We start from the raw sequence: 22,372 nt of genomic DNA on the forward strand, positions 1-22,372 counted from the left end.
CATGCCCGCCGCCAGCAGCACGAACATCAGGAGCAGGATGGTTCCGGTGATCATTCGTGATGCTCCTCGAGTTCGTTGCCATGTTCGATGACATGGGGGTCGCGGCCATGGACGATGAGCAGCGCGGCATGCAGCGCCATGCGCACCACCAGCAGGGCAAAGCCCAGCACGATGGGCAGGTAGGACATCCAGGCCGGCCAGGTGATGTAACCGGGCAGGAATTCGTTGCGGCTGTAGGCATGGGCCATCTCGCTCCACGACCCGTAGGCGACGATGCCGAAGATCACCACGCCCAGCAGCGACCACAGCGCATCCAGCCGCGCCCGCAGGCGCGGGGCGATGAGATGGCGGAACAGGTCGATATTGATGTGGTCGCCGGCGGTGAAGGTGGCCGAGACCGCGAAATAGGTGCCGGCCAGCATCAGGTAATAGGTGATCAGCTCATAGGCCCAGGGCAAGGGCGCGTGCAGCGCATAGCGCGAGAACGCATCATAGGACACGATGAACATGATCAGGGTGACGGACAAGACTGCGAGCGACAGGCTAAGTCGCTCCAGCCAAGACAAGACGTTTCCCAACGAAACTCCCCCCTTGAAGCGGCCAGGCGCGGGGCATGGCCGGGTGATTGTGATTGATGCAGGGCTCCGATCGACTGGTCGGAAGGCAGCGGCCTCCGGTTCGCGGGCTGACGTCGTCCTGCGTCAGTTCCTTTCAAAAGCATGGAATGGCACGCCGGCGCCTTGCCGATCCTCCGACGGGCTGCGATCCCTTGCGCGATGCCACGCTCTCCCTGCTGCAAAAGCTACATGCGGGCAAGGTAATCCGTCAAGCAGAAATAAGTATCGCATAGCGAAATTACTTGCTGCCCGGACAAGCTGTCAGCCGACGGCCGCGGCGCGGCGAAGCCCGTCGATCTCCGCGGCCGAAAAGCCCCAGTCGCCGAGGATCTCGTCCGAATGCTGGCCGGGCCGCGCGGGCGGGCGCTGGATCGCGCCGGGCGTGCGGCTGAACCGCGGCGCCGGGGCGGGCTGGGTCACGCCCTCGACCTCGACGAAGGTGCCCCGCGCCCGCAGGTGCGGCGCCTGCGGCGCCTCGGAGAGCGACAGGACCGGCGTGATGCAGGCTTCCTTGCCGGCGGCCAGCGCCACCCATTCGTCGCGGGTCCGGGTCTTGAAGGCTTGGGCGAATTTCTCGCGCATCAGGGGCCAGCCCGACTGGTCGTGCTGGTCGGGCAGGCCGGCATCCTCCAGTCCCAGCAGCCTGACGGCATTGGCATAGAACCGTTCCTCGTTGGCGCCGATGCTGACATGCCTGCCGTCCGCGGTCTCGTAGACGTTGTAGAAGGGCGCGCCGCCGTCCAGCCGGTTCACGCCGCGGCGGTCCTGCCAATAGCCCGCGGCATGGATGCCGTAGATCAGCCCCATCAGCGAGGCCGAGCCATCGACCATGGCCGCATCGACGACCTGGCCCTTGCCGGACCTGCGGGCCTCGATGATGCCGCTGAGCAGCCCCAGCGCCAGGTAGAGCGAGCCGCCGCCGAAATCCCCGGCCAGGTTCAGGGGCGGGACCGGCGCCTCGCCCGCACGGCCGATGGCGTGCAGCACGCCCGTCAGCGAGATGTAGTTGATGTCGTGCCCCGGCTCCTGCGCCAGCGGGCCGTCCTGGCCCCAGCCGGTCATGCGGCCGTAGACGAGGCGGGGGTTGACCGCCAGGCAGGCGTCGGGGCCGATGCCCAGCCGCTCGGCCGCGCCGGGGCGAAAGCCCTCGATCGCGGCATCGGCGCCGGCCACCAGCCGCATGACCGCCGCGATCGCCTCGGGCTTTTTCAGGTCCATGGCGATGCTGCGCTGGCCGCGGTTGAGCAGGTTGAAGCGCGGATCGACCGGCAAGCCGCCGTCGGTCGCGGTGAGGCGGTCGATGCGCACCACGTCGGCGCCCAGGTCCGACAGCAGCGCCCCGCAGAAGGGCGAGGGCCCGATGCCGCCCAGCAGAACGATCCTTACCCCGGCCAGCGGCCCCTTTGCTTGTGTCATGTCGCTATTCCCTTTGCTTTGCCGCAGGCAGCCAGGCCCGCGGGGTCAGATCACGTTGCGCGCGCGCAGTTCGGCGATGCGGGCGTCGTCCACGCCCAGCCAGCCATGCAGCACCTCGTCGGTATTCTCGCCAAGCGCCGGGGGCAGGCGGGTCTCGATGGGCGGCACGCCGGACATCTTCACCGGGTTGCCCACCACCTGCACCTTGCCCCAGACCGGATCGTCCAGCGTGACCAGCATCTCGCGCGCGGCGGCATGCGGGCAGTCGAACACGTCCTCGACATCGTTCACCGCCGCCGCCGGAACCCCCGCCGCCAGCAGCGTGTCCAGCGCCTCCCGCCGGGTGCGGGCCAGCAGCCAGGGCGAGATGGCGGCCGTCAGCGCCGCGTTCTCGCGGTTGCGCGACACGCCGTCCTTGAAGCGCGGATCGTCCTTGAGGCCGGGCATGCCGATCGCCTCGCAGAAGCGGTGCCAGATATGCTCGCCCAGCACCGCGATGACGATATAGCCGTCCTTCGTCTCGTAGCTGCCGAAGGGGGCAGTCACCGCATGCAGGCCCGGCGCGGATTTGGTCTTCTGGCCCGAATACATCGCCACCGAGATCTCGTTCAGGATCAGGCAGGCGTCGTAGAGCGAGATGTCGATCATCTGTCCCTTGCCGGTGCGCCCGCGCTGGATGAGCGCCAGAAGCGCGCCATAGGCGCCCAGGATCCCGGCTTCGATGTCGGCCAGCGAGAAGCCCAGGTAGGTCGGGCGGTCGCCCTGGCGCTCGGGCCGGTTCATCAGCCCGCTCAGCGCCTGGCCGACGATGTCGAAGGCGGGATAGTCGATAAAGGGGCTGGGCAGGACATGCTTTTGCCCAAAGCCGGAGATGGCGACATAGATCAGCTTGGGGTTGATCCGGCTCAGCTCGGCATAGCCGATGCCCAGCCGGTCCATCACCCCGGCGCGCAGGTTCTCGACCACGATGTCGGCCTCTTTGGCCAGTTCGGTGAACAGCGCCTTGCCCTCGGGGTGCTTGAGGTCCAGCGTGATGCTTTTCTTGTTGCGGTTCGAGCGCAGCAGCGACAACCCGCGTGGGTTGCCCTGGGCGTCCTGCCGGACCGGGCTGGTCCGGCGTGCCATGTCGCCGCCGTCGCGGGTCTCGACCTTGACCACCTCGGCCCCGGCATCGGCCAGCCACATCGAGCAATAGGGCGCGGCCAGGAAATTCTCGACGGTCAGCACGCGGATGCCCTCCAGCGGGCGCATGCCCAGCATCGAGGACAATCCGGCGGCGGCGGTGTTCAGGTCGGTCATGGCGTCGTCTTTCGTTCTCTGCGCCCCTTGCGGGGCGGTTCAATCCGGCGGCGGTTTGCGGCCGTCAGAAGCGGACCTGCACCGATTTCGTCTCGGTATAGGCCATGATCGAATCGATGCCGAACTCGCGCCCGATCCCCGATTGCTTGAAGCCGCCGAAGGGCATCACCGGGTCGGTCTCGCCGAAGGTGTTGATCCAGACGCGGCCGGCGCGGATGGCGCGGGCGACCTTGTGGGCGCGGCCGATGTCGCGGGTCCAGATACCGGCGGCCAGGCCATAGGTGCTGTCGTTGCCCTGGAAGACCGCGTCCTCTTCGTCCTTGAAGGGGATGATCGCCACGACCGGGCCGAAGATTTCCTCGCGCGCGATCTTCATCCGGTTGGTCACGCCGGAAAACACCGTGGGCGCGACGTAATAGCCGCGCTCGCCCAGGGTGCAGCCGCCGGTCATCAGGCTGGCGCCGTCCTGGTTGCCGGAATCGACATAGCCCATGATCCGCTGGCGCTGCGTGGCCGAGATCACCGGGCCCAGCTTGGTGTCGGCGTCGAAGGGCGAGCCGACCTTCAGCCCGCCGGCGATGCGGCTGATCTCCTGCGCGACCTCGTCATGGATGCTTTCATGCACGAAGAGCCGGCTGCCGGTCGAGCAGATCTGCCCGGAATTGCGGGTGAACCCGTTCACCGCCGCCGCGATCGCCTTGTCCATGTCGGCATCGGGAAAGATGATGTTCGGGGACTTGCCGCCCAGCTCCAGCGTCACGCGCTTGAAGTTCCCGGCCGAGGCCAGCAGGATCGAGCGCCCGACCGCGGTCGAGCCGGTAAAGGACACCTTGTCGATGCCGGGATGTTCGGAAATCGCCGCGCCGACGGTCTGGCCATAGCCGGTCACGACGTTCAGCACGCCCGGCGGCAGCAGCCCGGTTTCCTGAGCCAGTTCCGCGATGCGCAGCGAGGTCAGCGAGGCCAGTTCCGAGGGTTTCAGCACCACGGTATTGCCGCAGGCCAGGGGCGGCGCGATCTTCAGCGCGACCAGCAGCAGCGGCACGTTCCAGGGGTTGATCTGGCCGCAGACCCCCACCGGCTCGCGCAGGGTATAGATGAAGTTCGAGGCATCGGTCGGGTTGGTGGTGCCCAGGATCTTGCTGGGCCAGCCGGCGTAATAGCGGATGGCGTCGATGCACATGTTCACCGCCGCGCCGCTGAACCAGGTCGGCATGCCGTTGTCGAGCGTCTCCAGCGCAGAAAGCTCGTCCTTGTGGCGCTCTACCGCATCGGCGATGGCCAGCAGCACGCGGGTGCGGGCATGGGGCGAGATGCCCTTCCATTCCGGCGCGTCGAAGGCGCGGCGCGCGGCGGCGACGGCGGCATCGACATCGGCCTTGTCGCCCTCGGCGATGCGGGCCAGCTCTTCCTCGGTCGCGGGGTTCAGCACCTCGATGGTCCTGCCCGATTGCGCCTCGACCCAGTTGCCGTCGATCAGCAGCTTCTTGGCGCCGCCGGCAAGCCACCGGCGCGCGGCCTTCATGCCGGGGTGTTCGGTTTGCAGATCGGCTTGGTTCGCGAGTGTCATCCTGTCCTCCCATGTTCGGATGCGGGGCCTTGGCCGCCGCGGTGATCAGCGGGCCGGGGCGTCGAAGGCGGCTGCCTTGCGACAGATCCATGATCCCTCCCCGAGATCCTCCGGCCTGCTGCGAGCCGCGCCCGCCCGTGATCCTTGGCCGTAATCGGCGCGCAAACGGATGCGCCGGCGCTTGCGTTCTTGCGAATCGCATGCCCGACGATTTCCGCTTGATTGCAAGATTGCCTGTAGATATTCCGCTATGCAATACTAAATTCTGCAAAGTGAGGCGGGATTTCACTTGATCTTAGTTTTGCATTGCAGAAGATGATTTCGAAATATATGGTGATGAACGGGCGCCGGAATGATCCCGCGTTCCCTGCGGCCCGGATGGGATTCACCGGAAAAGTGACCCCGGAAAACGAAAGGGGCGTCTTCGGCGCCTCGGGGGCGTGGAGGTTCAAGCGGAGGCATCATGTCCGAAGTGCAAGTCGAGAAACTGGAAGGCAGGGTGGGGCTGGTCCTGCTGAACCGTCCCGCCCGGCGCAACGCGCTGAGCATTTCCCTGCGCAAGGGCGTCGCGGATGCCGTCCAGGCGCTGGATGCCGACGACGACATCCGGGCCATCGTCATCGGCGGCGATGAAAGGGCCTTTGCGGCCGGGGCCGATCTTGGCGAACTGGCCGACATGGTGCCGCTGGACCCGCGGTTCGAGGATCTGGCGGTGATGCGCCGCGCCTGCGACGCCTGCGGCAAGCCGCTGATCGCGGCGGTGCGCGGCTATGCCCTGGGCGGCGGCTGCGAACTGGCGATGATGTGCGACCTGGTCGTGGCCGGGCAGGGGGCGATCTTCGCCCAGCCCGAGGTGCGGGTGGGCATCATGCCCGGCGCGGGCGGCACGCAGCGCTTCCTGCGGGCGGCCGGCAAGGCGCGGGCGCTGCGCTGGCTGCTGACGGGCGAGGCCTTCACGGCCGCGCAGGCCGAGGCCATGGGCATCGTTTCCGAAGTCGTGCCGGACGATCAGGTGATGGAACGCTCGGTCGTCCTGGCGCGCAAGATCGCGGCGCAGCCCGCCAAGGCGGTGACGGCGATCCGCGAGGCGATCCGCGCCGGCGACAACGCCCCGCTGGAAACCGCCCTGATGATCGAGAACCGGCTGTTCCAGATGCTTTTCGCCACCGCCGACCAGCGCGAGGGCATGGGTGCCTTCCTTGAGAAGCGCGAGCCGAGCTTTACCGGAAAATGAAGGGGTTGCGATGACTTATTCTGTTTCTGGCCTGTCCGTCGTCGGGGTGATCGGTGCCGGCATCATGGGCGCCGGCATCGCGCAGGTGCTGGCGGCCAGCGGCTTTCAGACCGTGCTTTACGACACCCGCCCCGAGGCCCTGGCCAAGGCCCAGGCCGACATCCATGCCCGGCTGGACCGGCTGGCCGAAAAGGGCCAGATGGGCGCGCAGGACGCGGCCCATGCCAAGTCCCGCCTGCGCATCGCAAGCGACCTGGCCGATCTGGCCCCCGCGGGCCTGGTGATCGAGGCCATCGTCGAGAACCTCGAGGTCAAGCAGGCCCTGTTCCGGCAGCTGGAAGAGGTCGTGCCGGAAACGGCGGTGCTGGCCTCGAATACCTCGTCGCTGTCCATCGCCGCCATCGGCCGGGCCTGCCGGCATCGTCAGCGCATCTGTGGCATGCATTTCTTCAACCCCGTGCCGCTGATGAAGCTGGTCGAGGTCATCGCCGGCCCCGCGACCCGCCCGGAGGTCATGCAGCTGGCGACCGACCTGGTCGGCCGCATGGGCAAGGTCGCGGTGGTGGCCAAGGACGGGCCGGGCTTCCTGGTCAACCTGGGCGGGCGTGCCTTCTATACCGAGGCGCTGCATATCGAGGCCGAAGGCGTGGCCGCCCCCGAGCAGATCGACCGGATCATGACCGCGGGCTGCGGCTTTCGCATGGGGCCCTTCGCGCTGATGGACCTGACCGGCATCGACGTGAACTTTCCCGTCACCGGCTTCATCCACCAGGGCCATCAATACGACCCGCGCCTGAAGACCGCCCCGCGCCACGAGCGCATGTTCGAGGCCGGGCTTTACGGCCGCAAGGTGGGTCGCGGCTTCTACGACTATTCCGAAGGCGCGGCGAAGCCTGCCGCGCCCGAACCGCCCGAGCCGGGCCGGGCCCCCTTCCGCGCCCATGTCGCCGAGGCGCATCCGGGCTTCGATGCGCTGGCCGCGCGCGGGCTGGAAAGTGCCGCTGACGCCGACCCGATCCTCGTCAGCCCCTGGGGCGAGGATGCGACCACCGTCGCCGCCCGCCTGCGCCTGCCGGCCGAGCGGGTGGTGGCGGTGGATTTCTCGGGCGCCGAGCGCGGCGTGCTGACGCTGATGACGCCGCCGGTCGCCTCGACCGCGCTGCAACCCGTCGCCGAGTGGCTGGCCGCCGTCGGCTACCGGGTCGAGATCGTGCAGGATTCGCCGGGCTTCGTCGCGCAGCGCATCCTGGCGATGATCGTGAACCTGGGCTGCGAAATGGCCCAGACCGGCGTCGGCTCGCCCGCCGACATCGAGACCGCGATGAAGCTGGGGCTGAACTATCCCTTCGGCCCCCTGGAGCTGGGCGACCGGATCGGTGCGGGCAAGGTGCTGGAGACGCTGGAAAACCTGCAAGCCGTCACCGGATCGGACCGCTATCGCCCCAGCCTGTGGCTGCGCCGCCGCGCATTCCTGGACCTGCCTTTGCAGGCCCGGCCGTAAACCGTCATTCAGGAGGAGACCCGAATGAAACCCATCCGCTCGCTGCTTTTCGTCCCCGGCAACAAGGAATCCATGCTGGAGAAAGGCGCCAAGGCCGGCGCCGACGCGCTGATCCTCGATCTCGAGGATTCGGTGCCCCATGCCGAGAAACAGGCCGCCCGCGCCCTGGTCGCCGGCAAGATCCCGGAGCTGGTCGCGCAGGGCCATCGCATCTGGGTGCGCATCAACCGCAGCGCGCATATCTACGACCTCGACGACATCCTGGCCGTGGTGCAGCCCGGCGTCGAGGGGCTGGTGATCTCGAAGCCCTGGGGCCCCGAGGACATCCACATGGCATCGTGCATGATCGCCGAGGCCGAGGCGCGGGCGAATATCGAGATCGGCACCGTCAAGCTGATCCCGCTGCTGGAGACCGCGCGCTCGATGCAGCTGTGCTTCGAGATCGCCGAGCATCCGCGCGTCGCGGCCATCGTCGGCGCCACCGCCAAGAATGCCGACATGGCCCGTGCCCTGCGCTTCGTCTGGACCGCCGACGGGCGCGAGTCGGATTACCTGAAATCGCGCGTCGTCATGGCCGCCCGCGCCGCCGGCAAGCAGCCGATCGGCGGCATCTGGCAGCAGATCAAGGATCTGGAGGGGCTGGAAAAGGCCTCCAGGCTGGACCGCCAGCTGGGCATGTCGGGCGAGCTGGTGCTGCACCCGATGCAGGTCGAGACGGTGAACCGCACCTATACCCCCGATGCCGACGAGGTCGCCTATTACCAGGGCATGATCGACGCGCTGGACGCGGCGATGGCGCAGGGCCGCGCCTCGGTCATGTATGACGGCGAGCATATCGACATCGCCCATGTGAAAACCGCGCGCGAGATCATCGAACTCGCCGGCTCGTTCAAGTAATCCAACGAAAGGAACCCACCATGTCGCATCAAGTCGATTACGCCGCCCTCGCCACCGGGAAATGGTATGAGGATCTGGAGCCGGGCCTGGTGATCAAGAGCGCGATCACCCGCACCGTGACGGAAACCGACAACCTGCTGTTCAGCGCCCTGACGCATAACTCGGCCTGGCTGCACCTGGACGAGGAATATTGCAAGACGCAGATGTTCAAGACCCGGATCGTGAACAGCATGTTCACGCTGTCGCTGCTTTGCGGCATCCAGGTCGCCGACGTCACGCTGGGCACGACGCTCGCGAACCTGGGCTTTTCGGACATCAAGTTCCCCAAGCCCGTGTTCTTCGGCGACACGATCTATGTCGAGACCGAAGTCCTGGGCCGGCGCGAATCGAAGTCGCGCCCCGATGCCGGCATCGTCGATTTCGAGCATCGCGGCATCAATCAGCGCGGCGAGACGGTCGCCGTCCTGCGCCGCCAGGGCCTGATGTCCAAGCGCCCGGCAAAGGCCGCCTGAGATGGGCGATTACCGGGACATCCTCTATGAGGTCGAGGCCGGGGCGGCCACCATCACCATCAACCGCCCCGAGGTGATGAACGCGTTTCGCGCCCAGACCGTCGAGGAGATGATCCACGCCTTCACCCGCGCCGGCGCCGACAGGAATGTCGGCGTCATCGTGCTGACCGGCGCGGGCAGCCGCGCCTTTTGCACCGGCGGCGACCAGTCGGCGCATGGCGAGGGTGACAGCGACGGCTATGGCGGGCGCGGCGTGATCGGCGTGCCGGTCGAGGATCTGCAATCGCTGATCCGCGACGTGCCGCAGCCGGTCATCGCCAAGGTGCGCGGCTATGCCATCGGCGGCGGCAACGTGCTGGCGACGCTTTGCGACATGACCATTGCGTCCGAGAACGCGGTCTTCGGCCAGGTCGGTCCCAAGGTCGGCTCGGTCGATCCCGGCTTCGGCACCGCCTATCTGGCCCGCATCGTGGGCGAGAAGAAGGCGCGCGAGATCTGGTACATGTGCCGCCGCTACAAGGCGCAGGACGCGCTGGCGATGGGGCTGGTGAATGCCGTGGTCCCCGACGACCAGCTGGACGCCGAGGTGCGCCGGTGGTGCGACGAGATCATGGCCCACAGCCCCACCGCCATCGCCATCGCCAAGCGCAGCTTCAACGCCGACAGCGAGAATATCCGCGGCATCGGCGCGCTGGGGATGCAGGCGCTGAGCCTTTACTACCGCACCGAGGAATCCAAGGAGGGCGGCCGCGCCTTTCGCGAAAAGCGCAAGCCGGACTTCCGGCAATGGTAGGGCGGTAAAGGCGGCGCATGACGGCGATGATGGATGAGAGCCTGCCGCCCATGGCCTCGCGGCAGGGTGGCGGGCCTTGGGGCTTCCTGCTGACGGTGTTCATCGGCTGCATGAACAACGCGCCCTTGATGACGGCCCGGCTGATCCTGCCGATGATCGCCATGCAGGCGGGCGCGAGCCCCGGTTTCGTGGGGCTCATCGCCGCCATGTTCACCGCCCTGCCCATCGTCTTCAACGTGGGTTTCGGGCGGTGGGTGGATCGCTCGGGAACGCTGGTGCCGATGGTGCTGGCCTCGTTGCTGATCGGCGTCGCCAGCCTGCTGCCGATCCTGTGGGGCCGGCCGGCGATGCTGCTGGCCATGGCTGGGCTGATCGGCTGCGGCACGGTGTTTTCCCATGTGGCCACCACCCGCGCCGTGGGCGAGATCGGCCCGCCCGAACAGCGCACCCGCAACCTGGGCCTGCTGATCGCGGCCTATTCGGTGTTCCAGTTCGTCGGCCCCATGGTCGCGGGCGTCACGCTGGAGCATTACGGCAAGGACTGGGCGGTGCTGTCGATCGGCACCTTCGCCGTCCTGGCGCTTTGCGGGCTGATGCTGCCGGGGCATCTGTTCACGTGCTGGACCACCTTGCGCGACGCGGCCGCGGCCCGGCCCCGCATCCGCGAGCTGGTGCGGGTGCCCAGCCTCATGCGCTGGCTGGCGGTCAGCAGCGTGACCAGCAGCGTGGTGACGATCTTTCCCTTCATCGTCGCCCTGCACGCGGCCGAGATCGGCATGTCGGCCTCGCAGGCCGGGCTGGCGCTTGGCGCCTTCGCCATCGGCACCGTGGTCTCGCGGCTGCTGACCGGGCCGATCAGCCGCCATGTCCGGGCGCATGTCGCGATCTCGGCCATGCTGGGGGTCGGCGCCATCCTTTACGCCGCGCTGCCGGCCATGGCGGGCTTTGCCTCCTTTGCCGCGCTGAATGCCGCCCTGGGCCTGGTGCTGGGCATGAGCGTGCCTTTCGTGCTGAGCGTGATCTATTCCGTCGCGCCGCCGCGCCGGGTGAACGAGGCCATCGGCCTGTCGATGACCCTGACCAATGTCATCCAGACGCTGATGCCGCTGGGGCTGGGGTTGCTTGCGGCCCGGCTGGGCGGCGCGGTCATGTCCTGGATGCTGGCCCTGCTGATGCTGGGGGCGATAGGGCTGTCGCGAAAGCCATGAGGAACCGCCCGCATCCACCTGATCTTGCATGAAGGACACGCAGACATGACGACCATTCTCGACGGTATCCGGGTGCTGGATTTCGGCCGCTACATCGCCGGGCCGTTCTGCGCCGCCATGCTGGGCGACATGGGGGCCGAGGTGATCCGCATCGAGCCCCCTGCCGGCGCCGACGACCGCTACCTGATGCCGGTGACGCCCGAGGGCGAGGGCGCGCTGTTCCTGCAGTCGAACCGCGGCAAGCGGTCGCTGACGCTGGACCTGACCAGGGACGAGGGCCGCGCGCTGGCCCGCCGGCTGGTCGAGACGGCGGACGTGGTGATCGCCAACGCCCCGCCCGCCGCGCTGGCGCAGCAGGGGCTGGACTACGACAGCCTGCGCGCCGTCAAGCCCGACATCATCCTGACCGTGGCGACGGCCTGGGGCCTGACCGGCCCGAACCGCAATGCCAGCGGCTTCGACGGCACCGGGCAGGCGGTCAGCGGCGCGATCTGGCTGTCGGGCCAGCCGGGCCAGCCGTTCCGTGCCGCGACCTCCTATGTCGATTACGGCACCGCGATCAGTTGCGCCTATGGCACGCTGGGCGCGATCATCCGCAAGCTGCGCACGGGGCAGGGCAGCCTGGTCGAGACCTCGCTGATCGGCACGGCGCTGACCATGACCACGCCGATGCTGATGGAGGAAGCCACCGGCGCCCGCAGCCGGGTGCCGACCGGCAACCGCAGCCCCATCGCCGGGCCCTCGGACCTGTTCGCGACCAGGGACGGCTGGGTGCTGACCCAGGTGATCGGGCAAGGCATGTTCCGCCGCTGGGCCAGGCTGGTCGGGCGCCCCGAATTGCTGGACGATCCGCGCTTTGCCACCGACATCCTGCGTGGCGACAATGGCGAGGAACTCAGCCGCATCATGGGCGCCTGGTGTGCCACCCGCACGGTCGAGGAATGCATGGCGGCGCTGCAGGCCGCGCGCATCCCGGTCACGCGGCTGCTGCGCCCGGCGCAGGTGCTGGAACCCGAGTTCGGCCTGGCCGAAGGGTTCCTGAACTGGATGGATCACCCGGCCTTGCCGGGCCCGCTGCCCGTCGCCCGGCCGCTGGCGACGGTCACGGGCATGGATGCGACCGCGGTCCGCCCCGCCCCGGCGCTTGGCGCGCATACGGATGAACTGCTGGGCCAGCTGGGGATTTCCGAAGCCGAGATCGCCCGGCTCAGAGGCGACGGCATCGTCTAGGAAGGGGCAGGGCGGCCGGCCCTGCCCGATGCTTCAGCGCTGGCCCGGCAGGATGCGGTTCACCGCCGACACCACCGCGGCCAGCGAGGCGGCGACGATATTGCTGTCGATCCCGACGCCCCAGGTTTTGCCCTGCGGATGCTCGATCACCATGTAGCACACCGCATTCGCATCCGACCCGCCCGAGATCGAATGTTCGGAATAATCCGCCACGGTGATCTCGGTGCCGAGCCAGGTCGACAGGGCATGCACGAAACCATCGACCGGCCCCGTGCCCGAGCCCGAGATCTTGACCGGATTGCCCCGGTCCAGGATCGTGGCCTCGACCAGGCGGCGATGCCCCTTGTCGGCCGACATGGCGGGGATGGTGACGTGGTCGACGAATTTCAGCCGTCCCGCCGGCTGGTCGACATAGTGCCGGGTGAAGAGGCCGTGGATCTGCTCCGAGGTCAGCTCGGTCCCCTCGGCATCGGTCACGGCCTGCACCTCGCCGGCGAATTCGACCTGCAGTCCGCGCGGCAGGTGGAAGCCATAGTCGGCCTGCATGACATAGGCGATGCCGCCCTTGCCCGATTGCGAGTTGATGCGGATGATCGCCTCGTAGCTGCGGCCCAGGTCCTGCGGGTCGATGGGCAGGTAGGGCACCTCCCATTGCGGCTTGTTGGCCTTGCGCAGCGCCTTCATCCCCTTGTTGATCGCATCCTGGTGTGAACCGGAAAAGGCGGTATAGACCAATTCGCCGACATAGGGGTGGCGCTCGCCCACCGGCATCTGGTTGGAATATTCGTAGACGTCCTTGAGCCGGTTGATGTCGCTGCAATCCAGCCCCGGATCGACGCCCTGCGTGTACATGTTCAGCGCCAGCGTCACCAGGTCGACGTTCCCCGTCCGCTCGCCATTGCCGAAGAGCGTGCCCTCGACCCGCTCGGCCCCGGCCATCAGCGCCAGTTCCGTGGCGGCGACGGCGGTGCCGCGGTCGTTGTGCGGATGCAGCGACAGCGTGATCGAATCGCGCCGGTCGAGATTGCGCCCCATCCATTCGATGGCGTCGGCATAAAGGTTCGGCGTCGACATCTCGACGGTGGCGGGCAGGTTCAGGATCAGCTTGCGCTCGGGCGTGGGCCGGACGATCTCGGTCACGGCGTTGCAGATCTCCAGCGCCACCTCCAGTTCGGTGCCGGTGAAGCTTTCGGGCGAATATTCGAACTGGAAATCGCCGCCGGCCTTCGCCGCCATGTCGGTGATCAGCTTGGCGGCGTCGGTGGCGATCTGCTTGATGCCGGCCACGTCCTTTTCGAACACCACCCGGCGCTGCAATTCGCTGGTCGAGTTGTAGAAATGCACGATGGGCGATCTGGCGCCTTCCAGCGCCTCGAAGGTGCGGGCGATCAGTTCGGGCCGGCACTGGACCAGCACCTGCATGCGCACGTCCTCGGGCACGTTGCCATGCTCGATCGCCCAGCGGGTGAAGCCGAAATCGGTCTCGGAGGCCGAGGGGAAGCCGATCTCGATCTCCTTGAAGCCCATGTCGAGCAGCAGGGCCAGCATCCGCGCCTTGCGGTCCTGGCCCATCGGGTTCACCAGCGCCTGGTTGCCGTCGCGCAGGTCGACGGAACACCAGGTGGGCGGCTGGGTGATCCGCTTGTCCGGCCAGGTGCGGTCGGCCAGTTCGATGCGGGGATAGGGCTCGTATTTGACCGGGGCGTTGGCCATGCCGGCCGGTGCGCTTGCTGGCGCGGTCATCTGCATTCCTCCGAGGCGGTATTCATCTTTTCCCTTGCGATCATACGCCAAGACCGGCGTTTTGCACGGCGGAATCGACCCAAGGCCGTCGGCGCGATCCTGCCGGGTAACGCGGCCGTTTTCAAGGACATGGCCGTAATCCGCAAGGGAAAGCGCGATTTCGGCATTCTGTTCGATCAGCAGGGTGCCACGCCCATGCCGGCGATCTCGCGGATCGGATGCGCCACCCCGTCGGCTCGTCCAGCGCAAGAGCCACAGCGCCGAGATCAGCGCGCGGACGATGGCGACCATCTGGCCGCCGCGGAAGATGCCGGCCACGGTCGAAAGCCGATTGCGCAGTTCGCGAAAACGGCTCCTGCGCGCTGGACATCCCGCGCCACGTCCTCGCGATCCGGCGCAATCTGGCGCTGGCCAGTGTGGTCGCCGAGCAGATCGGCGGCCGGTTCATCGCAGGCCGAGCCTGGGGGGCCGGGGCGAAGATGCCGCCCCGGCTTGCGGTTCACGCGACCCGCTTGAAGATCGCGGTCAGGCCCTGGCCGCCGCCGATGCACATGGTTTCCAGCCCGTATTGCGCCTCGCGCCGGCGCATCTCGCGCAGCATGGTGGTCAGGATGCGCACGCCGGTCGCGCCGACCGGATGGCCCAGCGAAATGCCCGAGCCGTTGACGTTCATCCGCTCGAAATCCGCCTTGCCGAAGCCCCATTCGCGGGTGCAGGCCAGGGCCTGGGCGGCGAAAGCCTCGTTCAGCTCGATCAGGTCGATGTCCTTCATCTCCAGCCCGGCGCGGGCCAGCGCCCTGGCGGTCGAGGGCACCGGGCCGATGCCCATGCGATGCGGCTCGACCCCGGCCACGGCCCATGTCACCAGCTCGCCATAGGGGCGCAGGCCCAGCTTTTCGGCGGTGTCGATGTCGGTGACGACGCAGACCGCCGCGCCGTCGTTCTGGCCGCTGGCATTGCCGGCCGTCACCGTCGATTCAGGGTCCGAGCCCAGCATCACCGGCCTGAGCGAGGCCAGCTTTTCCAGGGTCACGTCGGGGCGGACATGTTCGTCGCGGTCCAGCACGATCTCGCCCTTGCGCTTGTCCTTGTCCTTGACCGTGACCGGCACGATTTCCTCGGCGAAGCGGCCGTCATCGGCCGCGGCGGCCGCGCGCAGATGCGAGTTCACCGCCAGCTCGTCCTGCTCCTCGCGCGGGATCGCATATTCGCGGCGCAGGTTCTCGGCCGTCTCCAGCATGCCGCCCGGCACCGGATAGCGATAGCCGCCCGAGGTGACGCGGCCGCGCGCCAGCCGGTCATGCAGCTGCGCCGGGCGGCCGCCGGTGCCCCAGCGCATGTCCTCGGTGTAATATTCGGCGCGGCTCATGCTTTCGCAGCCGCCGGCCAGCACGATCTCGGCCGCGCCGGTCTGCACCCGCATGGCTGCGTCGATCACCGCCTGCAGGCCCGAGCCGCAGCGGCGGTCGATCTGGATGCCCGGCGTGCGGATCGGCAGGCCGGCGTCCAGCGCCACGACCCGGCCGATGGCCGGCGCCTCGCCATTGGGATAGCACTGGCCGAAGATCACGTCGTCGATCCTTTCCGGGTCGATGCCGGTGCGGGCCAGGACCGCCTCGATCACCGTCCGGCCCAGATGCGTGGCCGGAACGCCCTTGTACATGCCGCCATAGCCGCCCACCGCCGTGCGCACCGGCTCGCAAATCACAACCCGTTTCATCGCTTGTTCTTTCTCCTGACGCTTGTCTGGCCTGCGATTGCCGCCGCAAGCCGTTGCCGCTTCCGAATTCCCTGGCCGCGATGGCGGGGCGCCCTTTTCCGTCTGTCCGGCGGCAACTGCGCCCTTGCCACGGCTCGAGGAATAAACTATAGAACGAAATCATCTTCCGCAATACGAAATATAAATCGTGCCGCGGAGGGCATGATCGCGGCATTTCCGGCAGAGAATCGGGCGCCTTGCGCCGGTGCATCCGCCAAGCCGGGCCGCGAAGCCCGGATCGTTCATCGCGGCCCCGCGCCGCTTCTTTTGGGAGGATTCGTCCTATGGCGAACAAGAAATTGCGCACCCCGCTTTGCGACCTGCTGAACATCGAGGTGCCGATCCTTCAGGCCGGCATGGGGGGGGTCGCCTTCGGCCCGCTGGCCGCGGCCGTGTCCAAGGCGGGCGGGCTTGGCACCATCGCCGCGATCTCGCCCACGCCGGCGCGGGTCGAGGAAGAGATCAAGCTGGTGCGCAGCATCACCGACAAGCCGCTCTGCGTCGACATCGGCTTTCCCGCCCGCGCGCCCAAGGATCTGTCCGAGGTCCAGCTGGACAAGATGCCCGAGCCGCTGGAACGGCTGCAAAAGGAGATCGAGGAACTGGGCGTCGAGGTGAAGCCGGTCGACGACCAGGCCATGAGCATCGAGGACGCCAAGGAAAAGCTGGAGATCTGCTTTCGTCACAAGGTCGAGGTGGTGGCCTGCGCGCTCGGCACGCCGAAATGGGCGGTCGAGGCCTGCCATGAAAACGGCGTCAAGGTGATCAGCGTCGTCGGCTCGGCCCGCCATGCCCGCTCGGCCATCCGCAACGGCGCCGACGTGGTGGTGGTGCAGGGCACCGAGGGCGGCGGCCATACCGGCGACGTGGGCCTGAACACCCTGCTGGCCGAGGTGCTGGAATTCGCTACCGTGCCGGTGGTGGCGGCGGGTGGCATCGTCAACGGCGCGCAGATCGCCGGCCTTCTGACCGCGGGGGCGCAGGGCGTCTGGGTCGGCACCCGCTTCATCGCCACCCCGGAATCGAGCGTGGGCCCGAACTACAAGCAGTCCATCGTCGAGGCCGATTACGACCAGACCATCCGCTCGCTGCTGTTCGACGGCCTCTATGTCCGCCAGATCAAGAACCGCTACACCGAGGTCTGGGAAGGCCACGAGGACGAGATGCTGCCCTATCCCTTGCAGCGCAAGGCGCAGGGTCCGGTGCGCTTTGCCGCCGCCGCCGCCGACCTCAAGGACCACCAGGCGCTGCCGGCGGGGCAGGGGTCCAGCGTGATCCGCGACATCCTGCCCGCGGGCGCGGTGCTGGAGCGGCTGGTCGAGGAAACCGTGGCGCAGCTTTCGAGCCTGCAAAACCGGGTTCAGTTCGGCTGAGAAACAGGCATCGTTCCGGCCGCGGGGATCGCGCGGCCGGAACGGGCATCGAGCGAAGGGGGGATTATCTTGACCGAACAGACTGCGACCGCGCCGCGCCCGCTGGAAGGGGTGCGGGTTCTCGACCTGACCGTTGCGCTGGCGGGGCCTTACGGCACGCTGCTGCTGGCGGGGCTGGGGGCCGAGGTCATCAAGATCGAGGCGCCTCAGGGCGGCGACATCGCCCGCTTCAACCCGCCCTTCTATGGCAAGGACGGCATCCATTTCGACGCGCTGGAGGATGGCGACATCTCGCTGTCGATCCTTGCCCGCGCGCGCTCGAAGAAATCGGTCTCGCTGGACCTCAAGACCGACGACGGCCGGCGCATCTTCCACGAACTGGTCAAGCATGCGGATGTGGTCTTCGAGAACCTCAGCGACGGCGTGGTCGAGCGGCTGGGCGTCGACTACGAGACGCTGCGCAAGATCAACCCGCGCATCGTCTACGGTTCCGTCACCGGGCTGGGCCGGCCCAGCCTTTATCCCGGCGTCAAGGCCATGGACATCACCGTGCAGGCGCTGAGCGGGGCGATGGACACCACCGGCTACCAGGACGGCCCGCCCATGCGCTTCGGCCTGCCGATCAGCGACCTGCTGGCGCCGCTTTACGCGGTGATCGGGGTGCAAGCGGCGCTGCGCCAGCGCGACCGGACGGGCAAGGGCCAGCATGTCGTCGTCTCGATGCTGGAATGCCTCAGCTCGCTGCTGGCCTTCGAGCATTTCGACGTGTTCCAGCGCCACGGCTTCCCGGCGCGGTCCGGGAATTATCACAACCGGCTGACGCCCTTCGGCGTCTATGCGACCCGCGACGGCCATGTCTCGATCGCCGCGGCCAACGATGCCTGGACGCGCTCGATCTTCGAGGCGATGGGCCGGCCGGAGTTGATCGAGGATCCGCGCTTTGCCTCGCGCGGGCCCAGGGCGACGAATGCGGACGTGCTGAACCGGCTGATCGAGGACTGGACCAGCCAGCACAGCTCGGAGGAGGTGATCCGCATGCTGGCGACCGAACGCAGCGTGCCCTGCGTGCCGGTGCGCACGGCGCTGGAAAGCCTGTCCGACCCCGCGCTCTTCGCCGCCGGCACCCTGCAGCAGCTGGAACATCCGGTGGACGGCAAGATCGACGCCGTCGGGGGCGGGGTGCCGATCCACATGTCGGGCTCCGCCGTGGGGCTGGAACGGCCGGCGGCGCTGCTGGGATCGGACAATGCCGGGGTGCTGGGGCAGTTGCTGGGGCTGGATGATGCCGCCCTGGCCGAACTCAAGGCGCGCAATGTGATCTGATCTTGCGCCAGGGGGGGCGCGCCGGCTTGCGAGCGCCCCCATGGCGACCATCCCGGTCCCGGACCAGCAGGCGATCCGGGACGCGGAGTTGCGGATCGCGTCGAAATTCGACCCCGACTGCTGGCCGGAACGCGACCGCGAGGGCGGCTTTCTCGAGGCGTTTTATTACGCCTGCGTGGGCGGCGGCTGGCTGGGCATCGCCATGCCCGAGGCCTATGGCGGGACCGGGATCGGCATCACCGAGGCGGCGGTCTTCTTGCAGGCCATGGCGGAAGCGGGCGGCGCGGTGCAGGCGGTCTTTGACCGGCCCATCGGCCAGAACCAGGGCATCCGGCATCCCTTGGCGCAGAACTGGGCGAAGCTGATGATGCTGCATGCCGCAAGGCTGTGGGACGAAGGCAAGCCCTGCCGTTTCCGAAGCGAAAGCGGCCAAGCTGCTGGCCTTGCAGGCGGCGGTGGCGACCTGCCAGAACGCGATGCTGACCCATGGCGGCTAGAGCTATGCCAAGGAATACCATGTCGGGCGCTTCCTGCGCGCGGTGATGATCCTTTATATCGCCCCGATCATCCCGCAGCTCATTCTGTCCAACATCGCCGAGAAGAGACTCGGCCTGCCGAAGTCGTATTGAGGGCACCGCCCGCCGGGGCGGCCAGCGGGATTCCCAGGGCATACCATAATTTCGTATTGCAAAATTAAATTCCTAAAAGTAGATTTGCGCGAGGGCGCGGCGCAGGGCCGCGCATGGGGAATTCGCAAGATGGATGTGCTGGCCGCGGGGGTGTCCCCCGGTTGACCGGGCATGGCTTGCAGGGGGGAAGGGGAAGCCATGTCTTTCAGTCTGTTGGATGTCCGGGACCGGCTTGGGGTGCAACCGGGGCGCATGTTCATCGGCGGCAGGTGGGTGGACTGGGACGGTCCGCGCTTCGACCAGGTCAGCCCCGCGACCAACGAGGTGATGACCAGCTTTGCCGAGGCCGGTCGGCGCGGCGTGGACATGGCCGTCGCTGCCGCCCGCCGGGCCTTTGACGAAGGGCCCTGGCCGCGCATGGCGGCGCAGGACCGCAAGCGCATGCTGCAGCGCATCATCGAACGCATCTACGACGCCGAGGAGGAGCTCGCGCAGCTGCAGACGCTGGACAACGGCATTCCCTATCATTTCAGCCGCAACTCGCGCCTGTCGGGCAAGGCCTGCGCCGACATCTTCGACCATTACGCCGGCTGGATCGACAAGATCACCGGCGAGACCTATCCGCAATTCTCGGACGCCTCGAACTTCCATTACATGAGCTTTCGCGAGCCGGTGGGCGTCGCCGGGCTGATCACCGCCTGGAACGCGCCGCTGGCGATGTTCGCGATGAAGGCGGGGCCGGCGCTGGCCTGCGGCTGCACCGTGGTGCTGAAACCGTCCGAGAACACCAACCTCGCCGCCACGCGGCTGGCACAGATCCTTGCCGAAAGCGACCTGCCCGAGGGCGTGTTCAACTTCGTCACCGGCGCGGGCGGGACCGGCGCGGCGCTGGCCGGCCATCCCGGCGTGGACAAGGTCAGCTTCACCGGCTCGGCCGCGGTGGGCGAACGGATCGCCAATGCCAGCGGGCTGAACATGAAGCGGCTGTCGCTGGAGCTGGGCGGGAAAAGCGCGGGCATCGTCTTTCCGCAGGCGCGCAGCGTCGCGGGGGCGGCGACCACGCTGATGGGGCTGTGTTCCACCTTCCTGTCGGGGCAGGTCTGCTCGACCTCCAGCCGGGCGCTGGTGCATGTCTCGGTGCTGGACGAATTTGTCCACCACGCGACCGAGCAGGTCAGGAACGTCCGCTTCGGCAATCCCTTCGACGCCGCCACCACCTCGGCGCCGATGATCACCAGGGCGCATCTGGAACGCGTGCTGGGCTTCGTCGAAAGCGGCAAGGCCGAGGGCGCGATGCTGGCCTTCGGCGGCGACCGGCCCGGCGGCGATCTGGCGAACGGCAACTGGGTCAACCCGGCCATGTTCGTGGGCGTGACCAACGACATGCGCATCGCCCGCGAAGAGATCTTCGGCCCGGTCCTGTCGGTCATCCCCTTCGAGACCGAGGAAGAGGCGATCCGCATCGCCAACGACAGCGAATACGGGCTGGCCGGGACGCTCTGGACCGCCGACGTGACGCAGGCCTTCCGGGTGGCGCGTGCCATCCGCTCGGGCTCGGTCGGCATCAACGGCTATGCCAGCATCCCCAACGCGCCGATGGGCGGCGTCAAGCGTTCGGGCATCGGGCGCGAGGGCGGCTGGCCGGCCATCGAGGCCTTCACCGAGCTGAAGACCATCAATTTCAATCTCGACATCTGACGGGGAGAACCGGGACATGCGCCTCAAGGACAAGCGCGCCATCGTGACCGCCGCCGCCTCGGGCATGGGCGCCGCCGGCTGCAAGCTTTTTGCGCAGGAAGGCGCCACCGTCGCGGTGGTCGACATCCACCCCGAGCGGACGCAGGCCGTGGTGGACGAGATCCTGGCAGCGGGCGGCAAGGCCAGGGGCTTCGTCGCCGACCTGTCCAGGCCCGAGGAATGCGGCCGGGTGATCCGCGAGGCCGCCGATTGGCTGGGCGGGCTGGACCTGCTCTGGGCCCATGCCGGCACGCCCGGCCCCGCGCAATTCGAGGAGATGGAGAAGGCGGATTACGACTTTACCGTCAACCTGAACCTGACCTCGGCGGTGCAATGCGCCGCGGCGGCCGGCCCGCTGATGCGCCAGCGCGGCGGCGGCTCGATCCTGTTCACCTCGTCGGTGGGCGGGCTGGTCGGCTCGATGATGGCGCCGATCTATTCCATGGCGAAATTCGGGGTGATCGGCCTGACCATGTCGCTGGCGCAGCGCTATGCCGCGGACGGCATCCGCGTGAACGCGATCTGCCCCGGCCCGGTGGACACGCCGATGCTGCCCTTGTTCTTCGGCCGCAAGGGCGACGAGGACAAGACCGAGGAGAACCGCCAGAAGCTGATGGCCATCGTGCCGATGGGCCGCGCCGCGCAACCCATCGAGATCGCGCATGGCGCGCTGTGGCTGCTGTCGGACGACGCGTCCTTCGTCACCGGCATCGCGCTGCCGGTGGACGGCGGCTACACCTGCCGCTGACGGGATGGGGGACGACATGATCTGGCAAGGACGAACCGACAGGCTGTTCATCGGCGGCGAATGGGTGGCACCCAGTTCCGGCACCTTCGTCGAGGTGATCTCGCCCATGACCGAAGAGCCGGTCGCCAGCGTGGTCTCGGGCGACAGGGCCGATGCCGACCGCGCCGTGGCCGCCGCCCGCATGGCCTTCGACCACGGCCCCTGGCCGCGCATGGCGCTGCCCGAGCGGATCGAGGTGCTGGCCCGGCTGCGCGACCTGATCGCCGAGCGGCAGGATCTGATCGCCAGGCTGGTCACGGCTGAGAACGGCTGCCCGATCAGCACCTCGCAATGGATGCAGGCCGCCGGCCCCAGGGTGCTGATGGACGTGTTCTTCGAACTCGCGCCGCAATACCCGTTCAGCGACCTGCGCCGCACGCCACTTGGCAACGGGCTGGTGCTGCGCGAGCCGATGGGCGTGGTCGCCGCCGTGGTGCCCTGGAACGCGCCGCTGCTGCTGGCAATCCTGAAGATGACTCCGGCGCTGCTCTGCGGCAATACCGTCATCCTCAAGCCGGCGCCGGAAACCCCGGTCAACGCCTATCTGCTGGCCGAGCTGGTGCAACAGGCCGGGCTGCCGCCGGGCACGGTCAACGTGCTGCCCGCCGACCGCGAGACCAGCGAATACCTGTGCCTGCATCCGGGCGTGGACAAGGTCAGCTTCACTGGCTCGACCGCCGCCGGGCAGCGCCTGGGCGGGCTTTGCGGGCAGGAGATCCGCCGTATCACGCTGGAGCTGGGCGG

Annotated in this window: 19 protein-coding genes; 13 read left to right on the forward strand and 6 right to left on the reverse strand. The window is 67.9% G+C overall.

The features are described from left to right. Positions 1-50: 50 nt before the first annotated feature. From FE811_RS19315 to FE811_RS19330, 4 genes are all read right to left on the reverse strand, one after another. The gene (locus FE811_RS19315; RefSeq protein WP_140848450.1) at positions 51-566 is read right to left on the reverse strand and encodes a TRAP transporter small permease; all 516 of its coding nucleotides are present in this window, start codon (positions 564-566) and stop codon (positions 51-53) included. A gap of 312 nt (positions 567-878) precedes the next feature. Further along, positions 879-2,033: a CaiB/BaiF CoA-transferase family protein gene (locus FE811_RS19320; RefSeq protein ID WP_116222654.1), complete on the reverse strand. Its 1,155-nt coding sequence runs from the start codon at positions 2,031-2,033 to the stop codon at positions 879-881. 45 nt (positions 2,034-2,078) lie between these two features. Continuing rightward, a complete protein-coding gene (locus FE811_RS19325) occupies positions 2,079-3,332 on the reverse strand; it encodes a CaiB/BaiF CoA-transferase family protein (RefSeq protein ID WP_116222655.1) in 1,254 nt (417 codons plus the stop codon). Positions 3,333-3,396: 64 nt separating this feature from the next. Beyond that, entirely contained in the window at positions 3,397-4,902 is a 1,506-nt protein-coding gene (locus FE811_RS19330) for an aldehyde dehydrogenase family protein (protein WP_116222656.1), read from the reverse strand. 463 nt (positions 4,903-5,365) lie between these two features. On the opposite strand from FE811_RS19330, the gene FE811_RS19335 reads away from it, so the two are divergent. The 7 genes from FE811_RS19335 to FE811_RS19365 are packed head-to-tail and all read left to right on the forward strand — an operon-like array spanning position 5,366 to position 12,277. After that, positions 5,366-6,136 carry an enoyl-CoA hydratase-related protein gene (locus FE811_RS19335; RefSeq protein WP_036759977.1) on the forward strand — a complete coding sequence of 257 codons (771 nt, stop codon included), beginning with the start codon at positions 5,366-5,368 and terminating at the stop codon, positions 6,134-6,136. A 10-nt stretch (positions 6,137-6,146) separates the two neighbouring features. After that, positions 6,147-7,637 (forward strand): 3-hydroxyacyl-CoA dehydrogenase, encoded by a 1,491-nt coding sequence (locus FE811_RS19340; protein WP_116222657.1) that lies wholly within the window; start codon positions 6,147-6,149, stop codon positions 7,635-7,637. Between the two features lie 24 nt (positions 7,638-7,661). Beyond that, positions 7,662-8,534: a CoA ester lyase gene (locus tag FE811_RS19345; protein ID WP_036759974.1), complete on the forward strand. Its 873-nt coding sequence runs from the start codon at positions 7,662-7,664 to the stop codon at positions 8,532-8,534. A 20-nt stretch (positions 8,535-8,554) separates the two neighbouring features. Continuing rightward, on the forward strand, positions 8,555-9,046 hold the full coding sequence (locus FE811_RS19350; protein WP_052096235.1) for a MaoC family dehydratase: 492 nt from the start codon (positions 8,555-8,557) through the stop codon (positions 9,044-9,046). Position 9,047: 1 nt separating this feature from the next. Beyond that, positions 9,048-9,839 (forward strand): enoyl-CoA hydratase-related protein, encoded by a 792-nt coding sequence (locus FE811_RS19355; protein WP_116222658.1) that lies wholly within the window; start codon positions 9,048-9,050, stop codon positions 9,837-9,839. Positions 9,840-9,856: 17 nt separating this feature from the next. Continuing rightward, positions 9,857-11,047: an MFS transporter gene (locus FE811_RS19360; protein WP_114536230.1), complete on the forward strand. Its 1,191-nt coding sequence runs from the start codon at positions 9,857-9,859 to the stop codon at positions 11,045-11,047. A 45-nt stretch (positions 11,048-11,092) separates the two neighbouring features. Then, complete coding sequence (locus FE811_RS19365) at positions 11,093-12,277, forward strand: CaiB/BaiF CoA-transferase family protein (RefSeq protein WP_116222659.1); 1,185 nt, start codon at positions 11,093-11,095, stop codon at positions 12,275-12,277. A gap of 33 nt (positions 12,278-12,310) precedes the next feature. On the opposite strand, the gene leuA is transcribed toward FE811_RS19365, so the two are convergent. Beyond that, positions 12,311-14,020, reverse strand: coding sequence for a 2-isopropylmalate synthase (leuA, locus tag FE811_RS19370; protein WP_036759985.1), 1,710 nt, complete (start codon positions 14,018-14,020; stop codon positions 12,311-12,313). A 499-nt stretch (positions 14,021-14,519) separates the two neighbouring features. Continuing rightward, complete coding sequence (locus tag FE811_RS19375) at positions 14,520-15,740, reverse strand: acetyl-CoA C-acetyltransferase (RefSeq protein ID WP_116222660.1); 1,221 nt, start codon at positions 15,738-15,740, stop codon at positions 14,520-14,522. Between the two features lie 323 nt (positions 15,741-16,063). Here FE811_RS19375 and FE811_RS19380 point away from each other — a divergent pair, with 323 nt between their 5' ends. The 6 genes from FE811_RS19380 to FE811_RS19405 all read left to right on the forward strand — a co-directional run. After that, on the forward strand, positions 16,064-17,152 hold the full coding sequence (locus FE811_RS19380; protein WP_116222661.1) for a nitronate monooxygenase family protein: 1,089 nt from the start codon (positions 16,064-16,066) through the stop codon (positions 17,150-17,152). A 69-nt stretch (positions 17,153-17,221) separates the two neighbouring features. Continuing rightward, entirely contained in the window at positions 17,222-18,475 is a 1,254-nt protein-coding gene (locus tag FE811_RS19385) for a CaiB/BaiF CoA-transferase family protein (RefSeq protein WP_116222662.1), read from the forward strand. A gap of 40 nt (positions 18,476-18,515) precedes the next feature. Further along, positions 18,516-19,172: an acyl-CoA dehydrogenase family protein gene (locus FE811_RS19390; RefSeq protein ID WP_244295293.1), complete on the forward strand. Its 657-nt coding sequence runs from the start codon at positions 18,516-18,518 to the stop codon at positions 19,170-19,172. A gap of 130 nt (positions 19,173-19,302) precedes the next feature. Beyond that, positions 19,303-20,802 carry an aldehyde dehydrogenase gene (locus FE811_RS19395; protein WP_116222663.1) on the forward strand — a complete coding sequence of 500 codons (1,500 nt, stop codon included), beginning with the start codon at positions 19,303-19,305 and terminating at the stop codon, positions 20,800-20,802. 16 nt (positions 20,803-20,818) lie between these two features. Continuing rightward, positions 20,819-21,589, forward strand: a complete 771-nt coding sequence (locus tag FE811_RS19400; RefSeq protein WP_116222664.1) for an SDR family NAD(P)-dependent oxidoreductase — start codon at positions 20,819-20,821, stop codon at positions 21,587-21,589. 16 nt (positions 21,590-21,605) lie between these two features. Next, a partial coding sequence (locus FE811_RS19405) for an aldehyde dehydrogenase family protein (RefSeq protein ID WP_140848452.1) occupies positions 21,606-22,372 on the forward strand: 767 nt, incomplete at its 3' end.

Origin of the sequence: Paracoccus sp. FO-3, from assembly GCF_006386455.1 — a bacterium.
In the GTDB taxonomy this organism is placed as follows: domain Bacteria; phylum Pseudomonadota; class Alphaproteobacteria; order Rhodobacterales; family Rhodobacteraceae; genus Paracoccus; species Paracoccus versutus.